The sequence below is a fragment of the Burkholderiaceae bacterium DAT-1 genome (genome assembly GCA_019084025.1).
Lineage (GTDB): Bacteria > Pseudomonadota > Gammaproteobacteria > Burkholderiales > Chitinimonadaceae > DAT-1.
Genome location: JAHRBI010000001.1, coordinates 435,901 through 451,071, shown reverse-complemented (window position 1 = coordinate 451,071; position 15,171 = coordinate 435,901). Strand labels below are relative to the sequence as shown.

At 55.8% G+C, this 15,171-nt stretch carries 16 protein-coding genes; 13 read left to right on the top strand and 3 right to left on the bottom strand.

Going from position 1 to position 15,171, the window contains the following annotated elements:
* Nucleotides 1-203: 203 nt before the first annotated feature.
* The 5 genes from petA to KSF73_02045 all read left to right on the top strand — a co-directional run bounded on the left by petA (nucleotide 204) and on the right by KSF73_02045 (nucleotide 4,257).
* Complete coding sequence (gene petA, locus KSF73_02065; protein ID MBV1774493.1) at nucleotides 204-785, top strand: ubiquinol-cytochrome c reductase iron-sulfur subunit; 582 nt, start codon at nucleotides 204-206, stop codon at nucleotides 783-785.
* Between the two features lie 12 nt (nucleotides 786-797).
* A complete protein-coding gene (locus tag KSF73_02060; GenBank protein MBV1774492.1) occupies nucleotides 798-2,144 on the top strand; it encodes a cytochrome bc complex cytochrome b subunit in 1,347 nt (448 codons plus the stop codon).
* A 4-nt stretch (nucleotides 2,145-2,148) separates the two neighbouring features.
* Nucleotides 2,149-2,970: a cytochrome c1 gene (locus KSF73_02055; GenBank protein ID MBV1774491.1), complete on the top strand. Its 822-nt coding sequence runs from the start codon at nucleotides 2,149-2,151 to the stop codon at nucleotides 2,968-2,970.
* Between the two features lie 148 nt (nucleotides 2,971-3,118).
* The gene (locus KSF73_02050; protein MBV1774490.1) at nucleotides 3,119-3,724 is read left to right on the top strand and encodes a glutathione S-transferase N-terminal domain-containing protein; all 606 of its coding nucleotides are present in this window, start codon (nucleotides 3,119-3,121) and stop codon (nucleotides 3,722-3,724) included.
* 50 nt (nucleotides 3,725-3,774) lie between these two features.
* Nucleotides 3,775-4,257 carry a ClpXP protease specificity-enhancing factor gene (locus KSF73_02045; GenBank protein ID MBV1774489.1) on the top strand — a complete coding sequence of 161 codons (483 nt, stop codon included), beginning with the start codon at nucleotides 3,775-3,777 and terminating at the stop codon, nucleotides 4,255-4,257.
* A 105-nt stretch (nucleotides 4,258-4,362) separates the two neighbouring features.
* On the opposite strand, the gene groL is transcribed toward KSF73_02045, so the two are convergent.
* Both groL and groES read right to left on the bottom strand, forming a co-directional pair.
* Entirely contained in the window at nucleotides 4,363-6,003 is a 1,641-nt protein-coding gene (gene groL / locus KSF73_02040; GenBank protein ID MBV1774488.1) for a chaperonin GroEL, read from the bottom strand.
* Nucleotides 6,004-6,129: 126 nt separating this feature from the next.
* Nucleotides 6,130-6,420, bottom strand: coding sequence for a co-chaperone GroES (groES, locus tag KSF73_02035; GenBank protein ID MBV1774487.1), 291 nt, complete (start codon nucleotides 6,418-6,420; stop codon nucleotides 6,130-6,132).
* Nucleotides 6,421-6,740: 320 nt separating this feature from the next.
* On the opposite strand from groES, the gene KSF73_02030 reads away from it, so the two are divergent.
* The 3 genes from KSF73_02030 (at nucleotide 6,741) to KSF73_02020 (ending at nucleotide 10,273) form a co-directional block, all read left to right on the top strand.
* Nucleotides 6,741-7,280, top strand: a complete 540-nt coding sequence (locus KSF73_02030) for a hypothetical protein (GenBank protein ID MBV1774486.1) — start codon at nucleotides 6,741-6,743, stop codon at nucleotides 7,278-7,280.
* 30 nt (nucleotides 7,281-7,310) lie between these two features.
* Nucleotides 7,311-8,690, top strand: a complete 1,380-nt coding sequence (gene bioA / locus KSF73_02025) for an adenosylmethionine--8-amino-7-oxononanoate transaminase (protein ID MBV1774485.1) — start codon at nucleotides 7,311-7,313, stop codon at nucleotides 8,688-8,690.
* Nucleotides 8,691-8,800: 110 nt separating this feature from the next.
* Complete coding sequence (locus KSF73_02020) at nucleotides 8,801-10,273, top strand: hypothetical protein (GenBank protein MBV1774484.1); 1,473 nt, start codon at nucleotides 8,801-8,803, stop codon at nucleotides 10,271-10,273.
* Nucleotides 10,274-10,293: 20 nt separating this feature from the next.
* Here the strand turns inward: KSF73_02020 and KSF73_02015 are convergent, their stop codons facing one another.
* On the bottom strand, nucleotides 10,294-11,520 hold the full coding sequence (locus KSF73_02015; protein MBV1774483.1) for a YihY family inner membrane protein: 1,227 nt from the start codon (nucleotides 11,518-11,520) through the stop codon (nucleotides 10,294-10,296).
* A gap of 126 nt (nucleotides 11,521-11,646) precedes the next feature.
* Between KSF73_02015 and wrbA the strand changes: the two genes are divergently transcribed.
* Genes wrbA through KSF73_01990 form a run of 5 tightly spaced genes read left to right on the top strand, consistent with a single transcriptional unit; the run spans nucleotide 11,647 to nucleotide 15,148 of the window.
* Complete coding sequence (wrbA, locus tag KSF73_02010) at nucleotides 11,647-12,246, top strand: NAD(P)H:quinone oxidoreductase (protein MBV1774482.1); 600 nt, start codon at nucleotides 11,647-11,649, stop codon at nucleotides 12,244-12,246.
* On the top strand, nucleotides 12,243-12,614 hold the full coding sequence (locus tag KSF73_02005; GenBank protein MBV1774481.1) for a DUF2069 domain-containing protein: 372 nt from the start codon (nucleotides 12,243-12,245) through the stop codon (nucleotides 12,612-12,614). Before wrbA ends, KSF73_02005 begins: the two co-directional genes overlap by 4 nt.
* Nucleotides 12,611-13,579, top strand: a complete 969-nt coding sequence (locus KSF73_02000; GenBank protein MBV1774480.1) for a biotin--[acetyl-CoA-carboxylase] ligase — start codon at nucleotides 12,611-12,613, stop codon at nucleotides 13,577-13,579. The genes KSF73_02005 and KSF73_02000 overlap by 4 nt, the downstream gene beginning before the upstream one ends.
* On the top strand, nucleotides 13,576-14,322 hold the full coding sequence (locus tag KSF73_01995; protein ID MBV1774479.1) for a type III pantothenate kinase: 747 nt from the start codon (nucleotides 13,576-13,578) through the stop codon (nucleotides 14,320-14,322). Before KSF73_02000 ends, KSF73_01995 begins: the two co-directional genes overlap by 4 nt.
* Nucleotides 14,315-15,148: an SPOR domain-containing protein gene (locus tag KSF73_01990; protein MBV1774478.1), complete on the top strand. Its 834-nt coding sequence runs from the start codon at nucleotides 14,315-14,317 to the stop codon at nucleotides 15,146-15,148. Before KSF73_01995 ends, KSF73_01990 begins: the two co-directional genes overlap by 8 nt.
* The last annotated feature ends 23 nt before the right edge of the window (nucleotides 15,149-15,171 follow it).

The following is a 15,171-nucleotide window of genomic DNA, read 5'->3' as shown; positions in this document are numbered from 1 at the left end:
TAAGTATCTGTTGTTGCGGTATCTGTGTGGCGGGGAATGCACTACACTGGGAGAATCCTTTAACCACGAGGCCATCAGTGCTTAAGTTCTGAGGGCAAATGGGTTAGAATCGAGCGATTTTCGGGTTGGTATTTCCCAAACGAGAGCTCGCTACATTACGAAGATGGTGGCGGGTGCCCAGTTTTCAAGTCAGGGAATCGGTTATGACGAATCAAGTGGACAGCAGCAAGCGGCGCTTCCTGACGCTCGCGACTGGCGCCGTGGGTGGCGTCGCAGTGGTTGGAGTGGCTACACCTTTTGTGGCCAGCTTCTTCCCGTCCGAGCGAGCCAAGGCGGCCGGTGCGCCGACCGAGGTGGACATCAGCAAGATGGAACTCGGTCAGCAAATTACGTCGGAATGGCGTGGCAAGCCGGTGTGGGTGGTTCGCCGCACACCGGAAATGCTGGAAGGCATGAAGCAGATTGAAGGCCAGCTGGCTGATCCGAAGTCGGAAATTTCCGAACAGCCGGATTACTGCAAGAACGAAGGCCGTTCGATCAAGCCGGATGTGTGGGTCGCGCTGGGTGTGTGTACTCACCTGGGTTGCTCGCCGACCTATCGCAAGGATGTGGCGCCGGCCGATCTGGGCCCGGAATGGAAGGGTGGCTTCTACTGCCCGTGCCATGGTTCCAAGTTCGATCTGGCAGGCCGCGTGTATTCTGGCGTCCCGGCTCCCAAGAATTTGGTGATTCCGCCTCACAAATACATCAACGACAAGCTGCTGCTGGTCGGTGAAGACAAGTAAAAGGGGAGCGCAATGAGCAAACTGCAGTCAGTTTTAGGCTGGGTCGACGATCGTTTCCCGTTGACCAAGCTGTGGAATGACCAGTGGGGCAAGTATCCTGCACCCAAGAACTTCAACTTCTGGTACTTCTTTGGTTCGCTGGCGATGCTGGTTCTGGTCATCCAGATTGTCACCGGTATCTTCCTGACCATGAACTACAAGCCGGATGGCAATCTGATTCCGGGCACCAATGTTTCAACCGCCTTCATGTCGGTTGAATACATCATGCGTGACGTGGCAGGTGGCTGGATCATCCGCTACATGCACTCCACTGGCGCTTCCATGTTCTTCGTGGTGGTGTATCTGCACATGTTCCGCGGTCTGGTGTATGGCTCGTTCAAGGCACCGCGCGAACTGATCTGGGTGTTCGGTACCCTGATCTTCCTGTGTCTGATGGCTGAAGCCTTCCTGGGCTATCTGCTGCCATGGGGTCAGATGTCGTTCTGGGGTGCGCAGGTGATTGTGAACCTGTTCTCCGCGATTCCAGTGATCGGTCCGGATCTGTCCGTGCTGATTCGTGGTGACTTCGTGGTGTCCGATGCGACCCTGAACCGCTTCTTTGCCCTGCACGTGATTGCTGTGCCGCTGGTGCTGCTGGGTCTGGTGGTTGCTCACCTGATCGCCCTGCACGAAGTAGGCTCCAACAATCCGGACGGCGTGGAAGTGAAGAAACAGCCGAAGAATCCAGAAACTGGTCTGTACCTCGATGCGATCTACTCGCATCCGTACTACTCGGTGAAGGATATTCTGGGCGTGGTGGTGTTCCTGGCTGTGTTCAGCGCCATCGTGTTCTTTGCGCCGGAAATGGGTGGTTTCTTCCTCGAGCATCCGAACTTCGATCCGGCTGATCCGCTGAAGACCCCGCCGCACATTGCGCCGGTCTGGTACTTCACCCCGTTCTACGCGATTCTGCGTGCGGTGCCGTCGTTTGCCGGTACGCAAGTCTGGGGTGTGATCGCCATGGGTGCGGCCGTTGTGCTGATTGCCTTCTTGCCGTGGCTGGATCGCAGCCCGATCAAGTCGATCCGCTATCGCGGTACCACCTTCAAGGTCATGCTGGTACTGTTCATTGCTGCATTTATCGGTCTGGGTATTTTGGGCGCAATGCCGCCGACCAGCTCGCGCACGATCATTTCGCAGATCTTCTCTGTGATCTACTTCGTGTTCTTCCTGGGTATGCCGTTCTACACCAAGAATGATGTCGGCTCTGTGCCGGTCCCGGATCGCGTGACAGAATCGACGCTGGGTCGCCAGGTTCAGTTCCTGCTGTATGTGGGTCTGACGCTGGCTGGTGCCTTCTTCTTTGCCAAGGTGGTCTAAGCCGATGAAGACTATTCTCGTAAAACTGCTTGCGACAGCAGCCCTGCTGATGCCGGTGGCGGCGACCGCAAATACCGATGTGGCGCTCGACAAGGCTCCGATTGATCGTCGCGATGCCGAATCGCTGCAACGTGGCGCTCAGACATTCGTGAACTACTGTCTGTCCTGTCACGGTGCAAACGCCATGCGTTTCAACCGTCTGACTGACCTTGGTCTGTCCGAGCAGCAGATCAAGGACAACCTGATGTTCACCACCGACAAAGTGGGGAGCACCATGAAGGTTGCCATGCAGGCTAAGGATGGCAAGGCATGGTTCGGTGCAACTCCGCCGGATTTGTCACTGATCGCCCGTTCGCGTGGTGCAGACTGGCTGTACAGCTACCTGCGCAGCTTCTATCGCGATGAATCCCGCCCAACCGGCTGGAACAATGGTGTGTTCGACAAGGTTGGTATGCCGCATGTGCTGTGGCAGATGCAGGGTGATACCGTGCTGGAAACCGTAGAAGGTGAACATCACGAAGCGGCTGGTAATGTGGTGCGTTCCTGGTCTGCTAGCGAAGCGGGTGCAGATGGCAAGGTGCAGCATGTCACCAAGCAAATCGTGCTGGAAAAGGCTGGTACCCATACTCGTCTGGTCGATGGTAAAGCGGATCTGAGCGACTACAACCGCAAAGTAACTGATCTGGTTAACTATCTGGTGTGGATGGGTGAGCCTGCTCAGGTGCAGCGTGAACTGATCGGGACGGGCGTTGTGCTGTTCCTGTTGTTCTTGTTGTTCCCGTTCGTGTACTTCCTGAAGCGCGAATACTGGAAAGACATTCACTGAGTCAATCAGTGGTGAAAAATAAAAAGGGCGGATATCCGCCCTTTTTTCTTTTAAAACATGGGCTTATGTTGAATTTCTGGAATATGCTGTTTTGAAATGCTACAATCTCGCATTACATACTCGACACTAATATGGGAGATCGTCCGCCATGATGACATTGTATTCCGGCACGTCCTGTCCATTCAGCCACCGTTGCCGCATTGTCCTGTTTGAAAAGGGCATGGATTTCCAGATCGTAGATATCGATCTGCAAAATAAGCCGGACGATCTGGTCAATATGAACCCGTATGGCGAAGTGCCGGTTTTGCTGGAACGCGATCTGGTCCTGTACGAGTCCAATATTATCAATGAGTACATCGATGAGCGTTTCCCGCATCCGCAGTTGATGCCCGCAGATCCGATCATGCGTGGTCGTGCACGTCTGATGCTGTTCAACTTCGAGCGCGAACTGTTTGTTCATGTAAAAACACTCGAATCCGGCGATGCCACCAAGAAAGAGCAAGATCGTGCCCGCGCAACTATTCGCGACAATCTTGCCCAGATTGCGCCATTGTTTGTGAAGCAAAAGTTTATGCTGGGCGAAGAGTTCTCGATGCTCGACGTGGCGGTTGCGCCGCTGTTGTGGCGTCTGGAGCACTATGGAGTGGAAGTGAACAAGCAAATGGCTCCGATTCTGAAGTATGCTGAACGCATGTTCAGTCGTCAGGCGTTTATCGATTCGCTGACGCCGAATGAAAAAGCCATGCGCAAGTAAGCATCGGTGATGACACTCCGTAACCTTCAGAGACCTGGTCATTTCAATTCATGAATGCTGCTCCGATTAAACCCTATTTGATGCGCGCCATCCACGAATGGTGTTCGGATCAGGGCTATACGCCTTATCTTGTCGTGGCCGTTCGAGGCCCCATGCAAGTGCCGATGGAATTCGTCAAGCATGGCGAAATTGTGCTGAATATCAGTTACAACGCGACTCGCAATCTGCATTTGGGTGACGACTATGTGCGGTTTTCCGCGCGATTCAATGGTCAGTCACGCGATATCATCGTGCCGATTGGTTCGGTGATATCCCTGTTTGCCCGTGAAACAGGGGAAGGTATGGCGTGGGAGCCGGATGCGCATGAAGATGAAGTGCCTGAGCACGTCCGTCATGGTATTCATGCAGTGACCGATGAAGATACGATCCCTGTGCTGGGGGCATCTGAAGCGCCTGAGGATGATCGCGATCCACCGCCACCGCCTGAACCTGCTCCCTCGGGGGGTAAGCCTCGCTTACGCGTGGTGAAGTGAGCTGAGTACGCTGTGTTAGGCCAGATTGCCTGTGTACCTTGAAATGCCCATAAAAAAACGCCTCGCTGTTGCGAGGCGTTTTTCATGGTTGTGAATCCAGACGGATTACATACCCATGCCACCCATACCGCCCATACCACCCATGTCGCCACCTGCCGGTGCATCATCCTTCGGCAGTTCGGCAACCATGCAGTCGGTGGTCAGCAAGAGACCAGCAACGGAAGCAGCGTGTTGCAGTGCAGAGCGGGTTACCTTGGCCGGATCCAGCACGCCCATTTCAACCATGTCGCCGTATTCGCCGGTTGCAGCGTTGTAACCGAACGCGCCCTTGCCTTCCAGCACCTTGTTGATCACCACGCTCGGCTCGTCGCCAGCGTTGGCTACGATCTGACGCAGCGGAGCTTCGATCGCCTTCAGAACGATCTTCACGCCTTGCTCTTGGTCGTGGTTGATGGTTTCAACCTTGCCCAGGTTAGCACGGGCACGCAGCAGCGCCACGCCACCACCAGCCACGATACCTTCTTCAACGGCAGCGCGGGTAGCGTGCAGTGCATCTTCCACGCGAGCCTTCTTTTCCTTCATTTCGACTTCGGTGGCTGCGCCAACCTTGATCACGGCCACGCCGCCGGCCAGCTTGGCCTTGCGTTCTTGCAGCTTTTCGCGATCGTAGTCGCTGGTGGCTTCTTCGATCTGCTTGTTGATCTGACCCACGCGAGCCTTGATAGCCTCTTCTTGGCCGTGGCCGTCGATGATGGTGGTGTTTTCCTTGCCGATTTCAACGCGCTTGGCTTGGCCCAGATCAGCCAGGGTAGCCTTTTCCAGGGTCAGGCCGACTTCTTCGGCGATCACGGTACCGCCGGTCAGGATGGCGATGTCTTCCAGCATGGCCTTGCGACGGTCGCCAAAGCCAGGAGCCTTCACGGCAACTGTCTTCAGGATACCGCGCATATTGTTCACCACCAGTGTCGCCAGGGCTTCGCCTTCGACATCTTCAGCGATGATCAGCAGCGGACGGCCGGACTTGGCTACTTGTTCCAGAACGGGCAGCAGATCGCGGATGTTGCTGATCTTCTTGTCGAACAGCAGCACGAACGGGTTGTCCAGCGAAGCAATTTGCTTTTCCGGATTGTTGATGAAGTACGGGCTCAGGTAGCCGCGGTCGAACTGCATACCTTCCACGGTTTCCAGGGAGTTTTCCAGGGAGGAACCGTCTTCAACGGTAATCACGCCTTCCTTGCCCACCTTGTCCATCGCGTTGGCGATGATGTTGCCGATGTCTTCATCGGAATTGGCGGAAATGGAACCAACTTGGGCGATTTCCTTGGAAGTCGTGGTCGGCTTGGCGATGTTCTTCAGTTCGGCAACCAGGGCGATAACAGCCTTGTCGATACCGCGCTTCAGATCGGTCGGGTTGAAACCGGCAGCAACGTACTTCATGCCTTCGCCAACGATGGCTTGTGCCAGCACGGTAGCGGTCGTGGTGCCGTCACCAGCGATGTCGGAAGTCTTGGAAGCGACTTCCTTGACCAGTTGTGCGCCCATGTTTTCGAACTTGTCCTTCAGTTCGATTTCCTTGGCAACCGACACACCGTCCTTGGTGATGGTCGGGGCACCGAAGCTGCGCTCCAGCACGACATTGCGGCCTTTCGGGCCCAGGGTCACTTTAACGGCATCAGCCAGAACGTTTACACCAGCCACCATGCGGGCGCGGGCGGAATCACCAAATTTGACTTCTTTTGCAGCCATTTCAATTCTCCAATTCTTTAACCAACGTGCATCTTGCACATTCCCTTTTCCATTCAAGGGAAAAGGGCAGGGGATAAGGGTGGTCGATCACGCGCCTAAAGGCGCAAGACGAAACAATGTCGAGTCTCAGCCTTCGACCACGCCCATGATGTCTTCTTCGCGCATGACCAGCAGTTCGCTGCCGTCTACCTTGACGGTCTGGCCGCTGTACTTGCCGAAGATCACCTTGTCGCCAGCCTTGACTTGCAGGGCGCGCACGGAACCGTTTTCGAGGATTTTGCCGGTGCCGACAGCAACGACTTCGCCCATGTCAGGCTTCTCGGCTGCATTGCCAGGCAGAACGATACCGGATGCGGTCTTTTCTTCGGCTTCGACGCGCTTGATCACAACGCGGTCGTGCAGGGGACGAATCTTCATGGTTTGCTCCTGTTGGAATGTGTTTGAGCCGTTAACAGGCAAAAATCAAAGGGTTGATGCTTGCTTGTTAGCACTCATTGCTAACGAGTGCTAATGATAGGGGCGGGGTGTCGGGTTTTCAAGAGCAGGAAAGTGAAGATTTTCATCGTGAGTCTCAAATGGAGTGATTAAGCGTGGTGTCACAGTAGGTATGCCAGTATCCGGGCTGTAAGAAATGGCAATGTCATTTGTTGGGTATTGGTGCAAAATTCATGCGTGCGACGTATCGTACTGACATAAAAAGATATTTGTGTGCACTACTACGGGATGGGCAGTCAGACATGGCAGATGCGCAATTTTCAGAGGGTGAGCTAGCCGATGGTCCGTCCGGGCTGGCAACGGTCGGCGTATGCATATTTGCACTGTGCATGCTCTACTTCCAATTGCTTACGGCCGCTGCATGGGTTCCCTTACTTGATAGTGCTAATCTCGCACTGCATGAGGCAGGACATCCACTGCTTGGGCTAATCCTGCCGTCGTTGACTGTCTATGGTGGAACCCTCTTCCAGCTGCTATTTCCGCTGGCGGTGATCCGGCACTTCCACAGGCTGCATCGCGCAGATGGCGTGGCGGTCGGGCAAATCTGGCTGGGCGAGAACATGCTGAATATCGGCAGATATATGGCTGATGCACGTACTCAGGTTTTACCATTGGTAGGTGGCGGGGAGCATGACTGGACTGAAATTTTCAGTCGCTGGCATGTGCTTGGGGCTGACCGGTTCATTGGCGGCGCGTGGCGGGTGGCGGGTGTGATCATCATCATATGGGCGTGCTGGCGAATGGTGATGCGGTATGTCGCAGCGTTGGAAGAAGGTGACTGATCTTGTCTCGACTTGCATTACAATCGTCAGATGCATACCCCTCATTCCTCGCACAATCAGCAATGGCTGTCGCGCAGCCGCTCCGCCGTCTGGCACCCCTGTACCCAGATGAAACGCCACGAAACCTTGCCCATTGTGCCGATTGCACGGGGAGAGGGCGCCTGGCTGTTCGACTTTGATGGCAAGCGCCATCTGGATGGCGTCAGCTCCTGGTGGGTCAACTTGTTCGGACATGCCAATCCACGCATGAATGCCGCCATTCTGGATCAGATGAATACGCTGGAACATGTGATTCTGGCCGGCTTTACTCAGCAGCCGGTGGTCGAGCTATCGGAACGGCTCGGGCAGCTGACGGGATTGGGCCACGCCTTCTACGGGTCGGATGGTGCGTCTGCCATTGAAATCGCGCTGAAAATGTCTTTTCACTACTGGCGCAATCTTGGTCAGTCTGCAAAGACCGAATTTGTCAGTCTCGAAAACAGTTACCACGGCGAAACCATGGGCGCGCTGGGGGTCACCGATGTGCCGATTTTCTCGGAAACGTATGCGCCACTGGTGCGACGCGGACATCGTGTCATGACGCCTGACGCACGCGGAGCCTTGCCTGGCGAGACTGCTGCGGATGTTGCACATCGGGCAGCAGCGTCACTCGCGCGCCTGCTCGACCAGCATCATGGGCAGATTGCTGCTGTGATCGTCGAACCCCTGTGTCAGGGGGCGGCGGGGATGGCGATGTACGACCCAGTGTATCTATCAGAAGTACGTGCCTTGTGCGATCGCTATCAGGTGCATTTAATCGCAGACGAGATCGCGATGGGATTTGGGCGAACCGGCACCCTGTTTGCATGCGAACAAGCAGGAATCCGGCCAGACTTTCTCTGTTTGTCGAAGGGAATTACCGGGGGTTATCTGCCTTTGTCCGTGGTGATGACCCGTGATGAAGTGTATTCCGCGTTTTACGATGACGATATCCGCAAGGGATTTCTGCATTCACACTCTTATACCGGTAACGCACTAGCCTGCCGTGCGGCGCTGGAGGTATTGAATATCTTTGAAGATGAAGCCGTGCTGGATCGTAATCGCCAGCTCGGCGAAACGGTAACGTCAGCATTTGCCGAGCTTGCGAGTCATCCTCGTGTAAGTCATGCGCGGCATCTGGGTATGATCTGGGCATTTGATGTGCCAGACGCGCAAGGGAGTTTCGCGCAGCGCTATTTTTCCCTTGCATTGGAAAAAGGCCTGCTTGTCCGACCAGTCGGCAATAGTGTGTATTTGATGCCACCGTATTGTGTGACTGCTGGGGAAGTGATGGATGCGTTTGCTATTATGCGAACTGTACTGGAGCAAGAGTACACTTTGGCGGCAGGTATTCCTGCCGGCTCCGATCCATCCAGACCCGCACCGGCCTGACTTCCGCTGCGGGGTGAGGCAATTTTGTCAGATCACTCATGCAGCTTGAGCTTAAGGTTCCCGAACCTGTAACCCATCATCAACTCGCAACCGAGACGGATCCCCGTGCCTTGAAAGCGTGGCTGGTTTCACTGCCACCTTCGGAGGTGCACGATAGCGCCCGTGCGATTTTCGATGCGCTGACATCGTTGAATCGCACCCGCATGGATGCCGATGATCGCCTGAAACTGCTCGAGCTGTATCAGGTGTCAATCGACATGCTGGAAGCGCCGCTGGAATCCGTATTTACCTCGGTGGCGCAACCAGCTCGGGAGCGTGCGCGGGCGGCTGGCTTGCTGGCGCGAAACCTGCAACTCGAAATGGCCAATGGCTATAAGCTGGTGTTGCGTGAAAAGCTATCCGCGCGCTTTACGCTAAGTAATCGCAATATTCCGTTGCTGATTCAGAAGCTGCTGGCAGTTCATGCCAAGCTGATGTGGATTTGCAGTAAGAATTATCTTTCTGTGCCCGATGGTGTCTGGCTGGAAGTGCATCAGATTTGTCATTACGCTATCCAGCAGCGCATGCTGGATGGGCCGGAGCAGGTGGAGCGCCCGATTCTGACGATTGGCGGGTATTACAAGCAGATCTTGTTACTGGCACTTGCCGATCCCTATCGCTATCAGCCGCATGAGCTCGACAAAATCCGAGAATTGATCCTGCATTATGGATCTCTGGCGAATATCAGTCTGGCTGGCGAATCGCGTGCAGAAGGCCTTGGCGGGATGTTTGCCGTCAAGCTGGATCGTGATCAGCCACCACAGTTTTATGATCCCGGTTTGCTGGATGAGTTTGATACGCCCGCGATACTCCTGGATAGCTCGGACATGGCGCAGATGCTGCGTCGCGTGGAGAGCGCGGCTGAACTGAAGATCCAGAGTATTGCCGACAAGACGCGGGCGTTTGCCTCGCTGGATTTGTTGCGTAGAGTCATCCGGCAGTGGAGCATTGCCCCGAAGCGCGTATTTCAGCGGATTTCGCCTGATGCCCGCGTTTCGACCTGTACGGGCCTGCGTTCTGTTACCCAGTTGCTAGGGTCGCAAACGCATGCAACGGGTGCTGAGCCGGTGCGTAGCATCTTGCCGCCACCAAGCCTGATGCATGAATGCAAGGTACTGAATGAATCGCCATGTGGCTTTGCACTGAGGCTCTCACCCGTGCCGCAACATTGCACTTGCCGTGTTGGCGATGTGGTTGTGGTGCGCGCCGTGGATACGCGCTGGATGCCGGGTGTGTTGCGCTGGATGCAGACGGTTGATCAGGGCGCTGCGCTGGAAATTGGCGTACAGATTATTGCACCGACTGCAGATGTGGTGGATATCCGGCCTGCGACGAGCAATGGCGAGGGGGCATTTCAGACTGCACTGAGTCTGCCTGAAGTCAGTGTCCTTGATCAGCCCGCCTTGCTAGTGGCACCACGCGGGACGTTTTCACCGGGGCGCGAGCTGTTTATTCATGGCGAGACGGCGCGCTATGTGAAAGTGACGCGTCTGGTTGATCAGACGCCCGGAATGGAACTGATCGCCTATTCCGAGCTAGGTTAGGCTGATTGATCTCCGCTGCATTAGCGGTCTGAGCCAGCCAATAGGGCTGAATCGCGCAGGGACGAAATGGGCACCCGCAACTGTTGATCTACCCGGTTCATATAGGTGTCGACAATGCCGTGTAATACGTCACCTTCACCTGCCATCCGTGCTTCCCGTGCGACCAGCAGCGCGTAAAGATCCGCCAGCTGTATCCGTTCCAGTGCAGCGCTCAATACCCAATCTTCATCGCGGGTGCATTCTACCCACTGCTGATCCGACATCCGCTCGAGCAAAACAGTGAGTTCGTCTTGGCCAATTGCAAGTGTATGGCGTAAGGCATCTAAGCTGGCGACCTGCCCGGCCTGACGGAAATCTTCCAGTTTGAGGAGCAGGCGCACCGCATCGTACAGACGTTGACCTGAGTGGGAGGGGCGGCGGAACGCCTGCCCGCGCCAATAGGAAAGCGATGCGGAAAGAACTGCCCCAGTAATCACGATGACCCATGCAATGTATAGCCACAGCAGAAAAATGGGAACGCTGGAGAAGGCACCGTAGATCAACTTGAAAGTGGCGAATTTTTTGATGTACAGCGCGAATAGCCGTTTCATCACATCAAACATGATGGTGGAAAAGATGGCTGCAGCCCATGCGTGACTGGTGGGCACCGGGCAATTGGGCACGACACGATAGAGTACAAGGAAACCAATCAGGGCCAGCAAACCCGGGGTCAGGGCTTGCAAGATTGCATCCAGCCAGCCACCACCGACGCTGGCAAGATTATGGGTCAGGGTGAGGCTGGCGCCGATGAGCATCGGTCCAAGTGTAATCACCGACCAATAAGTAAGCAGGCGGGTATGAACCGGACGGGGCTTGCTGACCCGCCATACACGATTGAAAGTGCGCTCGATGGTGGCCATCATGGCTAGTGCGGTCACACCCAGCGTGATCATCCCGACGGTGGTGAGACGGTCGGCGTTATCCGTAAATTGCCGCATGTAGACGGTGATGATCTTACCTGCAGCCTCTGGTACTAGATTGCCGAGCAGAAAGGTTTTGAAGCGCATGCCCACATCGTCGAACATCGGGAAAGCCGACATGACCGCAAGTGCAATCGTCAGCAAGGGCACGAGGGCGAGCAAGGTTGTAAAAGTCAGACTGCCTGCCGCTTCCAGACAGCGCTCCTGATTCAGGCGTTGCCAGATAAAGCGTGCAAAACCGCCCACATTCCGGACGGGTTCGGGCAACAGGGCGCGGAGGGCATTCAAGGAGAGCATCTGGGGCGTTTTCTGCCAGGGCGATTTGTCATGAAGTCCGTATAATACCTGTCGAATGCGGTGACGGGAAAACCGGCGTGGGCCGACCCGCTGTCACCTGAAGGATACATACTCAACATGACCGAGATTCTGGTTCTGTTTTATTCGCGACATGGTGCGACTCGCCAGTTGGCGCAGCTGATTGCGCGCGGCGTAGACAGCGTGGCGGGTTGTTCTGCCAGGCTGCGCACCGTGCCGTCCGTCAGCACCGTCTGTGAGGCGACGGCAGCGGCGATACCTGATGAGGGGGCGCCCTTCGTGTCGCTGAACGATCTGCGCGAATGTGCCGGGCTGGCACTGGGTAGTCCGACCCGCTTTGGCAATATGGCCGCGCCGCTTAAATATTTCCTCGATACGACCTCGTCCGAATGGCTGGCGGGGAGTCTCGCAGGCAAGCCGGGTGCCGTATTTACCAGTACATCCACACTGCATGGCGGCAACGAATCCACCCTGATGACCATGATGCTGCCACTGTTGCATCATGGCATGCTGATCGTAGGCTTGCCGTTCAGCGAGTCTGCACTGAGTCACACCACCCAGGGCGGATCGCCCTATGGTGCGACCCATGTATCCGGCCACGATGGCAGCAACGTGGTCGACGCGAATGAAAAGGCACTGGCTATGGCGCTGGGTAAGCGTCTCGCCGAAACCGCGCTTAAGCTGAAGGGAAGCATATGAGCGATGCGATGACCCATGAAACGGTTGTTTTACGCTGGATTCGCCTGAGCCGGAATGCCACAGTTGCCGGTACACTGGCTCTACTGGCCTTGTGTATTCTGTGGGAAACGCTACTTGCGCCGCTTCGACCCGGCTCCTTGATGTGGCTGAAAGCCGCGCCACTATTGTTACCCTTGCCGGGCTTGCTACGTGGCAAGCGTTATACCTATCAGTGGATGTCGATGTATATCCTGATCTGGTTTATCGAAGGCACCATGCGTGCATGGGCAGATCATGGCACATCTGCTTATCTGGCCGCTGTCGAAATCGTACTGGCGGTGTGGGTGTTTGCCTTTACCTGCCTGTTTGCGCGTCTGACCCGTCAATGAGCCCATTTCCCGTATTGCGCCGCCTGCACGCAGATGACTTTACCTCCGGCGAGCAACTGGCCGAGGCACTGAATGTATCTCGCGCCAGTATTTCGCTGGCACTGCGCGATGCAGCCGAGCTGGGCGTTTCCATTGAATCTCGCCATGGCAAAGGCTATCGCCTGCATCGCCCGGTTGATTGGCTGGAAGAGTCTGTGGTGGCGAGCCATCTGGGAACTGCACTACGTTTTTTTGATCTGCGATGTTTCGATGAAATCGACTCGACGAATGCTGCATTGATCAAGGCTGCGCACGACGGAGCACCGTCGGGAATGGTCTACGCGGCCGAATATCAAACGGCAGGCCGGGGACGGCGGGGAAGACAGTGGCGCGGCGAACTGGGCGGCACCCTGATGTACTCCTTACTGTGGCGGTTTAACCTTGGGTTAGCTGATCTGTCAGGTTTGAGTCTGGCGGTGGGGTTGGCCGTTGTGCGTGCGTTGCAATCGCTGGGTGTGTCGGGTGCCCAGCTCAAATGGCCTAACGATATTGTCTGTGATGCGGGCAAGCTGGGGGGCATCCTGATCGAGCTAGCGGGGGAGGCGCATGGCCCCGTGGCGGCGGTGTTAGGTATCGGCTTGAATGTGCGTATGTCCGATGACAACCGGGCAGCGATTGATCAACCTGTTGCAACCCTCGATGATCTGGGGCTGAAGTCGACACGCAATCAATTGTTAGCCTGCTTATTACGTGAGCTGGCAGATGTGCTGAATGCATTTTCGCATGGTGGATTTTCTCCGCTGCTGAAGGAGTGGGAGTCACATCATCGCTGGCATGGACAGCCTGTGTCCATGCTGATGCCCGATGGCAGTAAAATCCAAGGCACCGTAGTCGGAGTGAGTGACGAGGGTGCGTTAAAACTGGCGTGTGAAGATGGCATCCGGCAGTTTCATTCGGGTGAGGTCAGTTTACGGGGCGCAGCATGAGTCGAGATTTGTTGCTTGATGCGGGAAATACGCGCTTGAAGTGGCGGGTGGTCGAACAGGGAATCCTTCTCGCTGAAGGGGTGACATCATATCCGGTACCGCAGACCACACCATGGTCTGCGTGTGAGCCTGATCGTGCATTTGTATGCAATGTGGCGGGCAAGGCAGTTGCAATGCAGTTACAGCAAGCATTGCAGATGGGCGAGATTGAATGGCTGCAATCCAGTGCTGATCGCGCGGGTGTACGTAATCTGTATCGAGTGCCTGAGCAGCTGGGCGCAGATCGGTTTGCTGCATTGATTGGTGCTCGCGCCCGCGTAGGTGAGCGAGCTGTGATTGTGGTGATGGCTGGTACGGCCATGACGGTGGATGCTCTGACAGCTGGGGGCGAGTTTCTAGGCGGGGTGATTGTGCCGGGCTTGCAGTTGATGCGCTCGGCTTTGCAGCAGGGTACGGCCAATCTGGGGATGCCTGCTGGCGAGGTTGTGCTGTTTCCTGTGAGTACAGGTGAGGCCATTGTCACGGGGGCGCATATTGCGCTGGCTGGTGCGATTCAGGTGATGCACCAGCGCCTGCTGCAACGGGATGGCTTGAGCCCAGGTATATTGTTATCCGGCGGGGACGCCGAGGCACTGCTGACGTGGGTGCCTCAGGCGCAGCACGTTCAAAATCTGGTTCTGGATGGTCTGGCCCGTTTGGCCGCAGATGCGAACCCGACAGACAAAATGGTGAGTCATGCGTAATTTATTTATCGTATTGCTGCTGGGCAATTTGGCCTTTTGGGGCTATTCCAGCTTGTCTACGCCACCCGCGCCGATTGACTGGAAGGTGCGTCAGGTTGCGGCAGACAAGGTCAGATTAATTGCCCCGGGCGAGCCCATGCATGTGGAGACAGCGCCCGTTGCTGAACCGGCCACTCAGGATGAGAAGCAAGCTGCCAGCGTTGTCGCAGAGGAGAAATCATCCGGTGAAGACAAGCAAGCAAATATGACGAAGGCGCCAGAAGCAGATCTGCACACGTCGAAGGAGTCGGTTGCCCAGAAGGATGACAAGGCCGCGACAAAGTCTGTTCACGACAAGGTTGTCGAAAAAGCCAGTGAAAAGATGTGTGTGGTGTGGCGAGGCATCGACCCGGAGCAATTGAGCATCGTCAAACGCAAACTGGCGAGTGTCCCGGGCAAGCTGGATTTTGATGTGCATCTGCCGGAGGGGCCAAGCCGTTTCTGGGTCTATATTCCACCACGTGCGTCGCTGGCGGACGCGCAGCGCAAGGCGCAGGAAATCACCGAGCGTGGCATGGAGGACAACTTTGTCGTGAATGACGGCGGCAAGTGGCAGAACGCCATTTCGCTGGGCGTATTTTCGAGTCGCGAAGCGGCAGAGCGCCGGTTGGCGGATCTAAAACAGCATAACGTGCAGTCTGCAATCATCCGTGCGAAAGATGATAGCTTGCGTACAGCGACGCTGACTTTCAAGGCGATGGATGTCGGTCAGGCTGATGAAATCGCCAAGCTGAATAAGTCAGCAAGAGGAAGTGTGATTGCTAGCCAGCGGTGTGAAAAACACTAATGGTTGGTAGATGTAATCAAGGG

Coding starts and splice junctions, on each gene's coding strand:
- petA (MBV1774493.1), top strand. CDS start 204: ATGACGAATCAAGTGGACAGCAGCAAGCGGCGCTTCCTGACGCTCGCG.
- KSF73_02060 (MBV1774492.1), top strand. CDS start 798: ATGAGCAAACTGCAGTCAGTTTTAGGCTGGGTCGACGATCGTTTCCCG.
- KSF73_02055 (MBV1774491.1), top strand. CDS start 2,149: ATGAAGACTATTCTCGTAAAACTGCTTGCGACAGCAGCCCTGCTGATG.
- KSF73_02050 (MBV1774490.1), top strand. CDS start 3,119: ATGATGACATTGTATTCCGGCACGTCCTGTCCATTCAGCCACCGTTGC.
- KSF73_02045 (MBV1774489.1), top strand. CDS start 3,775: ATGAATGCTGCTCCGATTAAACCCTATTTGATGCGCGCCATCCACGAA.
- groL (MBV1774488.1), bottom strand. CDS start 6,003: ATGGCTGCAAAAGAAGTCAAATTTGGTGATTCCGCCCGCGCCCGCATG.
- groES (MBV1774487.1), bottom strand. CDS start 6,420: ATGAAGATTCGTCCCCTGCACGACCGCGTTGTGATCAAGCGCGTCGAA.
- KSF73_02030 (MBV1774486.1), top strand. CDS start 6,741: ATGGCAGATGCGCAATTTTCAGAGGGTGAGCTAGCCGATGGTCCGTCC.
- bioA (MBV1774485.1), top strand. CDS start 7,311: ATGCATACCCCTCATTCCTCGCACAATCAGCAATGGCTGTCGCGCAGC.
- wrbA (MBV1774482.1), top strand. CDS start 11,647: ATGACCGAGATTCTGGTTCTGTTTTATTCGCGACATGGTGCGACTCGC.
- KSF73_02005 (MBV1774481.1), top strand. CDS start 12,243: ATGAGCGATGCGATGACCCATGAAACGGTTGTTTTACGCTGGATTCGC.
- KSF73_02000 (MBV1774480.1), top strand. CDS start 12,611: ATGAGCCCATTTCCCGTATTGCGCCGCCTGCACGCAGATGACTTTACC.
- KSF73_01995 (MBV1774479.1), top strand. CDS start 13,576: ATGAGTCGAGATTTGTTGCTTGATGCGGGAAATACGCGCTTGAAGTGG.
- KSF73_01990 (MBV1774478.1), top strand. CDS start 14,315: ATGCGTAATTTATTTATCGTATTGCTGCTGGGCAATTTGGCCTTTTGG.